Origin of the sequence: Pseudoalteromonas sp. NGC95 (assembly GCF_015864705.1) — a bacterium.
Classification (GTDB): Bacteria; Pseudomonadota; Gammaproteobacteria; order Enterobacterales; family Alteromonadaceae; genus Pseudoalteromonas; species Pseudoalteromonas arctica.
Genome location: NZ_JADYWR010000010.1, coordinates 79,748 through 92,273 on the forward strand (window position 1 = coordinate 79,748; position 12,526 = coordinate 92,273).

11 protein-coding genes are annotated in these 12,526 nt (G+C 39.7%); 6 read left to right on the forward strand and 5 right to left on the reverse strand.

Annotation, left to right across the window (positions count from 1 at the left end; genetic code table 11):
- The first annotated feature begins 36 nt into the window (after positions 1-36).
- From I6E70_RS11080 to fur, 5 genes are all read left to right on the forward strand, one after another.
- On the forward strand, positions 37-804 hold the full coding sequence (locus tag I6E70_RS11080) for an alpha/beta fold hydrolase (protein WP_007586854.1): 768 nt from the start codon (positions 37-39) through the stop codon (positions 802-804).
- Between the two features lie 95 nt (positions 805-899).
- Positions 900-1,121, forward strand: coding sequence for a DUF2788 domain-containing protein (locus I6E70_RS11085; RefSeq protein WP_002962930.1), 222 nt, complete (start codon positions 900-902; stop codon positions 1,119-1,121).
- Between the two features lie 2 nt (positions 1,122-1,123).
- On the forward strand, positions 1,124-1,402 hold the full coding sequence (gene ybfE / locus I6E70_RS11090) for a LexA regulated protein (RefSeq protein WP_002962928.1): 279 nt from the start codon (positions 1,124-1,126) through the stop codon (positions 1,400-1,402).
- Positions 1,403-1,416: 14 nt separating this feature from the next.
- Complete coding sequence (gene fldA / locus I6E70_RS11095) at positions 1,417-1,944, forward strand: flavodoxin FldA (RefSeq protein WP_007586856.1); 528 nt, start codon at positions 1,417-1,419, stop codon at positions 1,942-1,944.
- Between the two features lie 186 nt (positions 1,945-2,130).
- The gene (gene fur, locus I6E70_RS11100; RefSeq protein WP_007586857.1) at positions 2,131-2,574 is read left to right on the forward strand and encodes a ferric iron uptake transcriptional regulator; all 444 of its coding nucleotides are present in this window, start codon (positions 2,131-2,133) and stop codon (positions 2,572-2,574) included.
- Between the two features lie 306 nt (positions 2,575-2,880).
- Here the strand turns inward: fur and glnS are convergent, their stop codons facing one another.
- Complete coding sequence (glnS, locus tag I6E70_RS11105; RefSeq protein WP_165721945.1) at positions 2,881-4,539, reverse strand: glutamine--tRNA ligase; 1,659 nt, start codon at positions 4,537-4,539, stop codon at positions 2,881-2,883.
- Positions 4,540-4,757: 218 nt separating this feature from the next.
- Here glnS and I6E70_RS11110 point away from each other — a divergent pair, with 218 nt between their 5' ends.
- Positions 4,758-5,828: a DUF3083 family protein gene (locus tag I6E70_RS11110; protein ID WP_010552675.1), complete on the forward strand. Its 1,071-nt coding sequence runs from the start codon at positions 4,758-4,760 to the stop codon at positions 5,826-5,828.
- 60 nt (positions 5,829-5,888) lie between these two features.
- On the opposite strand, the gene sucD is transcribed toward I6E70_RS11110, so the two are convergent.
- The 4 genes from sucD to sucA all read right to left on the reverse strand — a co-directional run bounded on the left by sucD (position 5,889) and on the right by sucA (position 12,445).
- Positions 5,889-6,761, reverse strand: a complete 873-nt coding sequence (sucD, locus tag I6E70_RS11115) for a succinate--CoA ligase subunit alpha (RefSeq protein ID WP_007586864.1) — start codon at positions 6,759-6,761, stop codon at positions 5,889-5,891.
- The gene (gene sucC, locus I6E70_RS11120; protein WP_007586870.1) at positions 6,761-7,927 is read right to left on the reverse strand and encodes an ADP-forming succinate--CoA ligase subunit beta; all 1,167 of its coding nucleotides are present in this window, start codon (positions 7,925-7,927) and stop codon (positions 6,761-6,763) included. The genes sucD and sucC overlap by 1 nt, the downstream gene beginning before the upstream one ends.
- A gap of 177 nt (positions 7,928-8,104) precedes the next feature.
- The gene (gene odhB / locus I6E70_RS11125) at positions 8,105-9,622 is read right to left on the reverse strand and encodes a 2-oxoglutarate dehydrogenase complex dihydrolipoyllysine-residue succinyltransferase (protein ID WP_007586871.1); all 1,518 of its coding nucleotides are present in this window, start codon (positions 9,620-9,622) and stop codon (positions 8,105-8,107) included.
- A 3-nt stretch (positions 9,623-9,625) separates the two neighbouring features.
- Positions 9,626-12,445, reverse strand: a complete 2,820-nt coding sequence (gene sucA / locus I6E70_RS11130; RefSeq protein WP_197188718.1) for a 2-oxoglutarate dehydrogenase E1 component — start codon at positions 12,443-12,445, stop codon at positions 9,626-9,628.
- Between the last annotated feature and the right edge of the window lie 81 nt (positions 12,446-12,526).

Sequence of the window (12,526 nt, forward strand, 5' to 3'; positions counted from 1 at the left end):
CTCGGCAAACTATGGCGAAATTTTCAGGAGGCGGGTATGCAGTTAAATTACAAGCAACAAGGGCAAGGTCCTAATGTTATTTTGATACATGGGCTTTTTGGATCATTAGAAAACCTAAATGTAATAGCAAAACCATTAAGTGAACACTTTACTGTTATTAACGTTGATTTACGTAACCACGGGCTTTCTCCTCATAGTGATGAAATGAACTACCCGGCAATGGCACAAGATATTGTTGAGTTATTAGCACATTTGAACATAGATAAAGCACATTTAGTTGGGCACTCTATGGGTGGTAAAGTGGCAATGGAATTAGCGCTTACACATCCTGAACTTGTAAATAAGCTTGTTGTACTTGACATAGCACCTGTTAGTTACCCTGCTCGGCACACAAAAATATTACAGGCATTAAAAGCGGTTTCAGCACAATCAATTGACGATAGAAAACAAGCTGATGCTCTAATGCAGCCTTACATAGAAGAACTGGGAGTTCGACAGTTTCTACTTAAAAGCCTCGCTAAAAATGAGGAAGGTCATTTTGCATGGCGATTTAACTTAAATGTGCTTGACGAAAAATATTCTACAATCACATCCAATGTTAATGAAAACAATTCTTGTTTATGCGATACTCTTTTCATTAAAGGTAATGATTCTGACTATATTTTGCCCGAGCATCGTACTGCAATTAAAGCTCGCTTTAAAAATACCAAGGCTAAAATAATTCATGGCGCAGGCCATTGGCTTCATGCTCAAAAGCCACTTGCTGTAAATAAAGCGATAAACGACTTTTTAACTGCGGTTTAAAGCAATTTTAATCGCGTGTTTTTGATTTTGCGCACTAAATATATGAATAATTATATGCTATAGTACGCGCCGTTTAATTTAAAGGTTATACGTTGATGGTCAGTCAGTTAATTAACGAATTTGATACCCTAGGGTTGTATTTTGGCTTAGCCGGTATTTTCATATTCATCGGCATGGCAATTAAAGACGTACTAAAAAGTGGCAATGTGCCTAAGTTCGGACAATACATTGTCTGGGGCGTGCTCTTTTTAGGTTGTTCAGGCTTTATTGCTAAAGGTCTTATTCAAGTATTTTGGCAAGGCGCAGGTGTAGGTTAAGCATGGCGAAGTCAGAAACAGATAGAACTACACTCGATTTATTTGAATACGAAAAACGCCCAGGCAGACCTAAAACCAATCCCCTATCACGGGATATGCAGTTAAAGGTAAATAAACGTAATCAAATAAAAAGAGATAAAGCACGTGGCTTAAAGCGTGTTGAATTTAAAGTTTCATCGCAGTTATATCAAGCATTGAGTGATATGGCAGATGCACAAAATATTAGCCGCAGTGCGCTGATTGAAACGATTTTACAAGAAAGATTGGCTATTGATACATAAAAGGTTTTAAATCCATGGCAAGTGTAGGCATTTTTTTCGGAAGTGACACAGGTAACACAGAACACGTAGCAAAAATGATCCAAAAAGAATTGGGTAAAAAGCTAGTGGCTGTTCATGATATTGCAAAAAGCTCTAAAGAAGAGATTGCTGAATTTGATTTAATCTTATTCGGTATCCCTACTTGGTACTACGGCGAAGCACAATGTGACTGGGATGACTTTTTTCCAGAACTTGAAGAAGTAGACTTTGAAGGTAAACTTGTTGCTATTTTTGGTTGTGGAGACCAAGAAGATTACGCTGAGTACTTTTTAGATGCGATGGGCATGATCAACGATATCGTTACTGAACGTGGCGCTATTGTTGTTGGTCATTGGCCGAGCGAAAGCTATGACTTTGAAGCATCTAAAGGCATGGCTGATGATAAGCATTTTGTAGGTTTGGGTATCGACGAAGACCGTCAACCAGAGCTTACAGAACAACGTGTTAAAGCATGGTCTGCTCAAGTATATGAAGAGATGTGTTTAAGTGAATTAGCTGACTAATTTACTGCATATATCGCTAGCTGTTTAAATAATTATCAAACAGTTAGCGTTTTAAGCTTTAGTGGCAATATAAATCAATTGTTCTTTGCACTTAACGCTTAGGCACGTTATCCTGTTTGTTGCTAATGTGTCGTGTACATCTTTGCAAGATGTCTAGTATAACCAAATAAAATTGAGACAGATTTAATGACTGATCATAACTTGGAACTTAAAAAAGCCGGTTTAAAAGTAACTTTACCGCGTATTAAAATATTAGAGATTTTACAATCTCCAGATAACCAACACATCAGTGCTGAAGATGTTTACAAAATTCTTTTGGATCTAGGTGAAGAAATTGGTCTTGCAACTGTATACCGCGTACTTAACCAATTTGATGATGCGGGTATTGTAAGCCGTCATCACTTTGAAGGTGGCAAATCAGTATTTGAACTTTCAGGAAGCACACACCACGATCATTTAGTATGTTTGAAGTGTGGCAAAGTTGTAGAGTTTGAAGATGAGATGATTGAACGTCGTCAACTTGAAATTTCTGAAGAAAATGGTATTACACTTACAAACCATTCTTTATATTTATACGGTGAGTGTAACGATAAAGCAGCGTGTAAAGAATTTAGCGACGCTAACAGCTAATACCGCTTTTAAAAAGCAATAAAAAACCTGCTAAGTGCAGGTTTTTTTGTGTCTAAAATACGCTTGTAATGAATATACCCAGTAAATACTGGGGATATTAAACCTGAACTCTGGTTAAGAGATTTACCAACGTATTGAATCATGGTGATATTTAAATTTATTTCTCTAGCCAGAGATTTTAAGTGAAAACAAGGCGAATTCACGCGTCAATAGCTGACCTATTGCAAGTAAATTCAACGCAATTAGCGCTGAAAATAGCTGCTCGAGATAGATTTATTATCCAGGGTTCAGGTTTTTAGATATTACTTATTGAGTTTTAGACCATGAATCACGAAGACCCACTGTTTGGTTAAATACAACGTTCTCTGATTTAGAATCACGAGAGAAATAACCCGTACGCTCAAACTGAAAGCCCTGCTCTGCTTGTGAATTAGCAAGCGATGGCTCTAATTTAGCGTTTGATAAAACAACCAGTGACTCTGGATTTAATGTTGTTTCAAACTCATCAGCGGCTGCTGGGTTTGGAACACTAAACAAACGATCGTATAAACGAACTTCTGCCGTAATACACTCTGGTGCTGAAACCCAGTGAATAACACCTTTTACTTTACGTCCATCACTTGGATTTTTACCAAGTGTTTCAGTATCGTAAGTACAGAATATAGTTGTAATTTCGCCATTTTCGTCTTTCTCAACACGCTGTGCTTTAATAACATAAGCGCCACGCAAACGTACTTCTTTATCAAGCACTAAACGTTTAAACTTGTTATTTGCTTCTTCTTTAAAGTCTTCTCGTTCGATGTAAATTTCGCGAGTAAACGGTACATCACGACGACCCATTTCTTCTTTATTTGGGTGGTTAGCCACAGATAAAACCTCAACCTTGTCTGCATCGTAGTTTTCAATAACAACTTTAACAGGATCGAGTACGGCCATTGCACGTGGTGCATTTTCGTTTAGATCTTCACGGATACATGCTTCAAGCATACCCATTTCAACCATATTCTCTTGTTTTGTTACACCAATACGCAAACAAAACTCACGGATTGAACCTGGTGTATAACCACGGCGACGTAGGCCTGCAATTGTAGGCATGCGTGGGTCATCCCACCCTTCTACATGGTTATTTACCACTAAATCGCTTAGCTTACGCTTAGACATAATTGTGTATTCAAGATTTAAACGTGAAAACTCAATTTGCTGTGGGTGACACTCTAAACTAATGTTATCAAGTACCCAGTCGTACAAACGACGGTTATCTTGAAACTCGAGTGTGCATAATGAATGTGTAATACCTTCGAGTGCATCAGAAATACAGTGCGTGAAGTCATACATTGGGTAAATGCACCACTTGTCTGCTGTTTGATGATGATGAGCAAAACGTACGCGATAAATAATTGGATCGCGAAGCACCATAAATGAGCTAGCCATATCAATTTTAGCACGCAGGACACATTCGCCTTCTTTGAATTCGCCAGCACGCATTTTTTCAAATAACGCTAGGTTTTCTTCAACTGATGTATCTCTGTACGGGCTATTTTTACCTGGCTCTTTCAATGTACCACGGTATTGGCGTGCTTCGTCTGCTGTTAAAAAACAAACGTACGCTAAGCCTTTATTTATAAGCTCAACAGCGTAACCATATAAAGTATCAAAATAGTTAGAAGAATACTTTATATCGCCATCCCAGTTAAAACCTAACCACTGTACGTCTTCTTTTATAGAATTAACGTAGTTAATGTCTTCTTTTTCTGGGTTTGTATCGTCAAAACGTAAGTTACATAAACCGTTGTAATCTTTTGCGATGCCAAAATTTAAACAAATTGATTTGGCATGACCAATATGCAAAAAGCCATTTGGTTCAGGTGGAAAACGTGTATGCGTTGTTGCATGCTTTTTACTTGCTAAGTCTTCATCAATTCGGGTTCTAATAAAGTTACTTGGGCGATTCTCAATTTCCGCCATAGGAGTGTAGTCCTCTAAATATTACGTAATAACAAAACTAATGCATTATTACAAAAACATACACTAACATACAGCACTAGATTAAGGTTTATTTTTGATATTGCTTAACTTTAATTCAGCTGAACCATTGTTTATGAATAAAATTTGTTTTAACGCAATATTTAAGTCATCTAAACAGTTTATAGTAGGTAAATAACCTACATTATAAGGATTTAAAGATGGCGACACTTAATCAACATCGTGTATATATTCCAACTAATGCACGCGCTAACCACTACCTTTTAGCTGAAATAACCCCTAATCACGATTTTTATAAAAGCTTTAGTGATATAAATTGCTGCTATGAACGTATTGCACGCCAGCTGTTTGCTTCTTGTGATGAGTACGAGCTTTATAATGTGCACTTATTAGCAAATGATAAACTACCTGTTGTAAGATTTAATGATGAGTCTTATCAATTAGAAACAGATAAACAAATGCTCTTTTTTTATAATCCCCGTTATCACGAAGCGCATAAGATTTATTACACTGAAGGTACACCGAGTAAAAAAATACGCATTCTATTTTTAGCAACAGGCGATGATTTACGAGCCAACTCTGCAGAATTTCATAATAAAGTACAAAAAGTGTTAGACACTTTACAAGGACAACTCTTAATAAATCAGCCCCAGTTTAAACTACGCGACCATCAACACTTAACGTATGACCTATTTGCTAAAGAAAAAGGCAACAAGGAAAGCTATGGTTACAAATTAAGAAGTCTCTACCCTCGCTACCAATCAAGACAATGCAGCATACCCAATGATTATGCAGAGATGACTTACGCCACTTTTACTATACCGGTTTCGCGCGCTATTAAAACGCAGTTTCAAACACTAATGAACACAAACGATTATGCTAAATTTTATGACTACTTTGCTTATGCATTTATACGTGCGTGTCAAAATAATAACTTAAACCATGGCGCTATGGTTGCTAACGGTGCAACGCCTATTATACGCAACAGTAAAATAGATAAAAGTGAAGGCAATGATGAACTCCAAAAGTTAAGTTTTGATATTGAATCTAATGAAAATCAAATTAAGCACTTTTATGAAGCAAGTAAATTGGTAGAAACGCTGCATTTTGTAGTAGTGGCAACGCAGCAGGATAAACATGAAATGGGCTATGGTCGATTTATGAACCAAGTAGAAAAAACAATCCATACTCTGTGTAATGAGCTTGCTATAAATAAACAACGCCAAGACTTATCTGTACGCTTTTTCCAGCATATTAGTTACCCGTTCTAAATTTTCATCTAATAACAAAAAGGCCCGCATATGCGGGCCTTTTTAAAGAAAAACAAGCGATTACCAGCCTGTTTTCTCTTTAAGTGCTTTACCGATATCAGCAAGTGAACGTACAGTTTTTACGCCCGCAGCTTCTAATGCAGCAAATTTCTCATCAGCAGTACCTTTACCGCCGGCAATGATTGCGCCAGCGTGACCCATACGCTTACCTTCTGGTGCAGTAACACCAGCAATGTAAGATACTACAGGTTTAGTAACGTTAGCTTTGATGTACTCTGCAGCTTCTTCTTCTGCAGTTCCACCAATTTCACCAATCATTACGATTGCTTCAGTTTGTGGATCTTTTTCGAACATTTCTAGAACGTCGATAAAGTTAGTACCTGGAATTGGATCACCACCAATACCAACACACGTAGACTGACCAAAACCAGCATCAGTAGTTTGCTTAACTGCTTCGTACGTTAAAGTACCAGAGCGAGAAACAATACCTACTTTACCAGGTTTGTGGATATGACCAGGCATGATACCAATCTTAGTTTGACCAGGAGTAATAACACCTGGGCAGTTAGGACCGATCATACGAGTACCTGTTTGATCTAGTTTGATTTTAACATCAACCATATCAAGTGTAGGGATACCTTCAGTAATACAAACTATTAGCTCGATGCCAGCATCGATAGCTTCTAAGATTGCATCTTTACAGAAAGGAGCTGGTACGTAGATAACTGAAGCAGTTGCGCCAGTTTCTTTTACAGCATCACGAACTGTGTTGAATACAGGAAGACCAAGGTGCGTTTGACCGCCTTTACCTGGGCTAACACCACCAACCATTTGTGTACCGTACTCAAGCGCTTGCTCTGAGTGGAAAGTACCTTGGCCACCAGTGAAACCTTGACAGATAACTTTTGTATCTTTATTGATTAATACAGACATTATTTGCCCTCCGCAGCAGCAACAACTTTTTCAGCAGCGTCTGTTAGTGATTCAGCAGCAATGATATCTAGACCAGAGTTCTTAAGAACTTCACGACCTAATTCAGCATTAGTACCTTCTAAACGTACAACTACTGGTACGGTTACGCCAACTTCTTTAACTGCGCCAATGATGCCTTCAGCAATCATGTCACAACGAACGATGCCGCCAAAGATGTTTACTAAAACAGCTTTAACATTGTCGTCAGAAAGAATGATTTTGAATGCTTCAGAAACACGTTCTTTAGTAGCGCCGCCACCAACATCCAAGAAGTTAGCCGGCTTGCCGCCGTGTAGGTTTACGATGTCCATAGTACCCATTGCTAGGCCTGCACCGTTAACCATACAACCAACATTACCGTCTAGAGCAACGTAGTTAAGCTCGAAGCTTGCTGCGTGTGCTTCACGAGCATCTTCTTGAGATGGATCGTGGAATTCACGGATTTTAGGTTGACGGTAAAGTGCATTACCATCAATACCGATTTTGCCGTCAAGACAGTGAAGGTTGCCTTCATCTGTAATTACTAACGGGTTGATTTCAAGTAGTGCGAAATCAAAATCAGTGAACATTTTACCAAGACCCATAAAGATCTTAACAAACTGTTTCATTTGTACTGGGTTAAGACCCAATTTGAAACCTAGTTCACGTGCTTGGTAAGCTTGAGGACCTACTAACGGGTCGATCTCTGCTTTGTGGATAAGCTCTGGTGTCTCTTCAGCAACAGTTTCAATTTCAACGCCGCCTTCAGTAGACGCCATGAAAACTACTTTACGAGATGCACGGTCAACTACTGCACCTAGGTACAATTCGTTAGCAATGTCAGTACAGCTTTCTACTAAAATTTTAGCTACTGGCTGGCCTTTCTCGTCTGTTTGGTAAGTAACTAGGTTTTTACCTAACCAGTTAGCTGCAAACGCTTTTACTTCTTCGATAGTTTTAACTAGCTTTACACCGCCAGCTTTACCACGTCCACCTGCGTGAACCTGAGTTTTAACAACCCACATATCGCCGCCAATTTTTTCAGCAGCTGCAGCAGCTTCTTCAGGTGTATCGCAAGCGTAACCTGTAGAAACGGGTAAACCATATTCGGCAAAAAGTTGTTTTGCCTGATACTCATGCAAATTCATGATGCTTTATCCAATTTTTTATACTAAAAGAGCTGAATATTTTTTCAAATAAACAACTATCCCAAATTGCGCACCTAGTATAGATCCCAAGGCTTAACATGAAAACCCCAGTACGACCAAAGGCGCAAAAAAAAAGCTGTGAATGTTCATTCACAGCTTACATTTCATACAACTAGATTAAACATCTAGCAATAAGCGAGTTGGATCTTCAAGTAACTCTTTAATAGTTACTAAGAAACCAACAGATTCTTTACCATCAATGATACGGTGGTCATAAGAAAGTGCTAAATACATCATAGGTAGTATTTCAACTTTACCATTTACAGCCATCGGACGGTCTTGGATTTTATGCATACCCAAGATTGAAGACTGTGGCAAGTTAATGATAGGTGTAGATAGCAATGAACCAAATACGCCACCATTAGTAATAGTGAAATTACCACCCGTCATATCAGCAAGCGTAAGCTTACCATCACGACCTTTAAGTGCTAGCTCACGAATACCTTTTTCGATTTCAGCAACAGATAGTTTGTCACAATCTTTAAGTACTGGAGTAACTAAGCCACGTGGAGTAGATACTGCAATGCTGATATCGAAATAGTTATGGTAAACAATATCGTCACCATCAATTGATGCATTTACATCTGGGAAACGCTTAAGAGCTTCAGTTACCGCTTTCACATAGAAAGACATGAAACCTAAACGAATGCCGTGACGCTTTTCAAACGTTTCTTGGTACTGCTTACGAAGGCTCATGATTGGTCCCATGTTCACTTCGTTGAATGTAGTTAACATTGCAGTTGAGTTTTTAGCTTCAAGAAGGCGTGTCGCAATCGTTTTACGTAAACGAGTCATAGGTACACGTTTTTGAGTACGATCGCCCATTGGTGCTGCAGGAGCAGAAGCTTCTGCTTTTTTAGCCGCTGGCGCTGGTGCTTTTAAGAAAGTATCAACGTCTTCTTTAGTTACACGACCATTTTTACCCGTGCCTTTAATTTTAGAAGCGTCTAGGCCTTTCTCAGCAATTAAACGACGAACTGATGGTGTTAACACATCTGAACTTTCGCTTGAATCTGCTGCTGGCGCTGCGTCTGCTTTTGCAGCTGGAGCCGCTGGTGCACCGCCTGCTTTAACCGAACCAATTACTTGCTCGCCTAATACAGTATCGCCTTCGCCGTGAATGATATCACCCATGATGCCATCTTCTTGAGCTACTACTTCAAGAACAACTTTATCTGTTTCAATATCTACCAAGTTTTGGTCGCGTGTTACCGCGTCACCTGGTTGTACATGCCATGTAGCAATTGTTGCGTCTGCAACTGATTCTGGAAGTACAGGTACTTTAATATCCACTTCTTTACCTTCTGATGCTGGTGCTGATTGCGCCACTGGCGCGTCTTCTGATTTAGCTGGTGCTGATTCTTCTTTAGTTGAACCTTCACTTGCTGGCGCTGCATCAGCATCACCAAGTAAACCCATAACTTGGTCGCCAAGTACGGTTGCACCTTCTTCTTGTGATATTTCTGTTATTACACCGTCATGCTGTGCAACAACTTCTAAAACCACTTTATCTGTTTCAATGTCTACTAAGTTTTGATCGCGAGTTACTTTGTCGCCAACACTTACATGCCATGTAGCAACGGTAGCATCTGCAACCGACTCAGGAAGAACAGGAACTTTAATTTCTGTGCTCATTGCTTATCCTTTATTTTCTATAGTAAGCGCGTCGGCAACGAGCGCTTGTTGTTCTTTAGTATGTACTGACATGTAACCACACGCTGGTGATGCAGACGCTTTACGTCCTGCATATTTTAATTTAGCACCTTGTGGGATTGCATCAATAAAGTGATGTTGTGAACAGTACCATGCACCTTGGTTTTGTGGCTCTTCTTGACACCATACAAAATCAGTTACGTGTTGGTAGCGCTCTATAATTGTTTGCATTTCATCGTGTGGGAACGGGTATAACTGTTCAACACGTACAATTGCAATATTATCTTGCTCAAGCTTACGACGCTCTTGTAGTAACTCGTAGTAAACTTTACCGCTACAAAATACAACGCGCTCTACTTTCTCAGGGTTAATATCATCAACTTCGTCGATCATATTATGGTAAACACCGTGTGAAAGCTCTTCAAGTGATGAAGTTGCAAGCGGGTGACGAAGTAGCGACTTAGGCGTCATAACAATCAGAGGACGACGAAGTGGTCGAACTGATTGACGACGAAGCATAGCGTAAACTTGCGCCGGCGTTGAAGGAACACATACTTGCATGTTGTGATCAGCACATAGTTGTAAGAAACGCTCTAAGCGCGCTGAACTATGCTCTGGCCCTTGACCTTCGTAGCCATGAGGTAACAAAATTGTAAGCCCACATAAACGGCCCCACTTTTGCTCACCAGAACTTAAGAACTGGTCAAATACAACTTGTGCACCATTGGCGAAGTCACCAAATTGCGCTTCCCATATTACGAGAGACTTAGGTTCAGCGGTAGCATATCCATATTCGAACGCAACGACAGCTTCCTCAGATAAAACAGAATCAAAGACTTCAAATGTGCCTTGATCTTCACTTAAATTCTGTAAAGGAGTGTAAGTTGTACCATCAGATTGACCATGAACAACAGCATGACGATGAAAGAATGTTCCTCGACCTGTGTCTTGTCCTGTTAAACGAATGTCAGTACCTTCAGACGCAATTGTTGCATAGGCAAGAGTCTCTGCCATACCCCAATCAAGTGGTTTTTCACCTGTGGCCATTAGCTTACGATCGTCATAAATCTTTTTAACGCGAGATTGAGCTTTATGTTGTTCTGGGTAAGAAGCTACTTTCTCACCAAGAGCTTTTAGCTTCTCTACAGATACGCTAGCATCGTAGTCAACATTCCATTCATGACCAATATATTTGGCCCACTCAGAAGAATGCGACGTCTCTGGCTGTATTTCTGAAACAACACAGCTGCCTTCATCTAGTGCATCACGGTACTCATCAGCTAAGGCTTTAACTTCTTTTTCAGAAAAAGAGCCTTCAGCAATCAGTTGGTCTGCATAGATTAAACGCGGCACTGGATGCTTTTTAATTTTTTGGTACATTAAAGGCTGCGTAGCATTAGGCTCATCAGCTTCATTGTGACCATGGCGACGGTAACAAACTAAATCAATTACTACGTCACGCTTAAACTGATTTCTAAAATCAAGAGCAAGTTGAGTAACAAATGCAACGGCTTCAGGATCATCAGAATTAACATGGAATATTGGAGACTGAACCATTTTAGCAATGTCAGTACAGTATGGCGTTGAGCGAACGTCATCTTGCTTAGAGGTTGTAAAACCTACTTGGTTGTTAACAACAATACGAATACTACCACCACAACTAAACGCATTAGTTTGTGACATGTTAAACGTTTCTTGAACAACACCTTGTCCAGCAATAGCAGAATCACCATGGATGGTAATAGGTAGTGCTTTAATGCCTGATTTATCACCTAAACGGTCGAGACGACCACGTACAGAGCCCATTACAACAGGGTTTACGATTTCTAGGTGAGATGGGTTAAACGCAAGCGCCATGTGTACATTGCCACCTTTGGTAGCAAAGTCAGACGAATAACCCATGTGATATTTAACATCACCAGAACCTAACGTTTCTTTATGTATACCAGCAAATTCATCAAATAATTCTGATGGATTTTTACCAAGTACATTAACTAAAACGTTTAAACGACCACGGTGAGCCATACCAATAACAGCTTCTTGTTGGCCGCTTTCACCAGCGCGGTGAATAAGCTCTTTAAGCATTGGAACTAACGCATCGCCACCTTCAAGTGAAAAGCGCTTAGCACCAGGGAACTTAGACCCTAAATATTTTTCTAGACCATCTGCTGCAGTAAGCCCTTTAAGGATACGTAGCTTTTCATCTTTTGAGAATTTAGGCCTAGACTGGACAGATTCTAGACGTTGTTGTAACCAACGTTTTTCCTCTGTTGATGTGATGTGCATATACTCAGCGCCAATTGAACCACAATATGTAGTTTTTAGTGCTTGGTATAGTTCACCTAAAGGCATAGTATCGCGCCCTACGGCAAACGATCCTACGTTAAACTCGCGGTCAAAATCACTTGAAGATAGGTCGTGGTACTCTAGCTCTAAATCTCGTACACGCTCTCGTTGCCAAATACCTAATGGATCTAGGTTTGCATTTTGGTGCCCACGAAAACGGAAAGCATTAATAAGTTGTAGAACTTTAACCTGTTTAAGGTCACCGCCACTACCCTCTGCTACCACTACTTCTCTATGCTTGTTTTTTGCAAGCTGTGCAAACTGTGCTCGAACCTCTGAATGTTTTACTTCAACATCCACACCATCAACTTTAGGTAATTGTTCAAACACTTCTCGCCATTCGTCTGGCACAGAAGTCGCATCGTCTAAATACGCTTCATAAAGCTCTTCTACATAAGCAACGTTGCCGCCGTTTAAATGTGAAGATTCTAGCCATGCCTTCATCACACCTTCGTGCATTTATAAGCCCTTTTTTTTAGCGCAGAAATTAATAGTTATTATAACAAGATGGCTAATATAATTTAATATTAGCCATCTTAC

What these genes read in the sequence shown, in the direction of transcription:
- I6E70_RS11110 (WP_010552675.1), top strand. Translation starts at nt 4,758, where the DNA reads ATGGCGACACTTAATCAACATCGTGTATATATTCCAACTAATGCACGC.
- glnS (WP_165721945.1), bottom strand. Translation starts at nt 4,539, where the DNA reads ATGGCGGAAATTGAGAATCGCCCAAGTAACTTTATTAGAACCCGAATT.
- fur (WP_007586857.1), top strand. Translation starts at nt 2,131, where the DNA reads ATGACTGATCATAACTTGGAACTTAAAAAAGCCGGTTTAAAAGTAACT.
- sucD (WP_007586864.1), bottom strand. Translation starts at nt 6,761, where the DNA reads ATGTCTGTATTAATCAATAAAGATACAAAAGTTATCTGTCAAGGTTTC.
- fldA (WP_007586856.1), top strand. Translation starts at nt 1,417, where the DNA reads ATGGCAAGTGTAGGCATTTTTTTCGGAAGTGACACAGGTAACACAGAA.
- odhB (WP_007586871.1), bottom strand. Translation starts at nt 9,622, where the DNA reads ATGAGCACAGAAATTAAAGTTCCTGTTCTTCCTGAGTCGGTTGCAGAT.
- I6E70_RS11085 (WP_002962930.1), top strand. Translation starts at nt 900, where the DNA reads ATGGTCAGTCAGTTAATTAACGAATTTGATACCCTAGGGTTGTATTTT.
- sucA (WP_197188718.1), bottom strand. Translation starts at nt 12,445, where the DNA reads ATGCACGAAGGTGTGATGAAGGCATGGCTAGAATCTTCACATTTAAAC.
- sucC (WP_007586870.1), bottom strand. Translation starts at nt 7,927, where the DNA reads ATGAATTTGCATGAGTATCAGGCAAAACAACTTTTTGCCGAATATGGT.
- I6E70_RS11080 (WP_007586854.1), top strand. Translation starts at nt 37, where the DNA reads ATGCAGTTAAATTACAAGCAACAAGGGCAAGGTCCTAATGTTATTTTG.
- ybfE (WP_002962928.1), top strand. Translation starts at nt 1,124, where the DNA reads ATGGCGAAGTCAGAAACAGATAGAACTACACTCGATTTATTTGAATAC.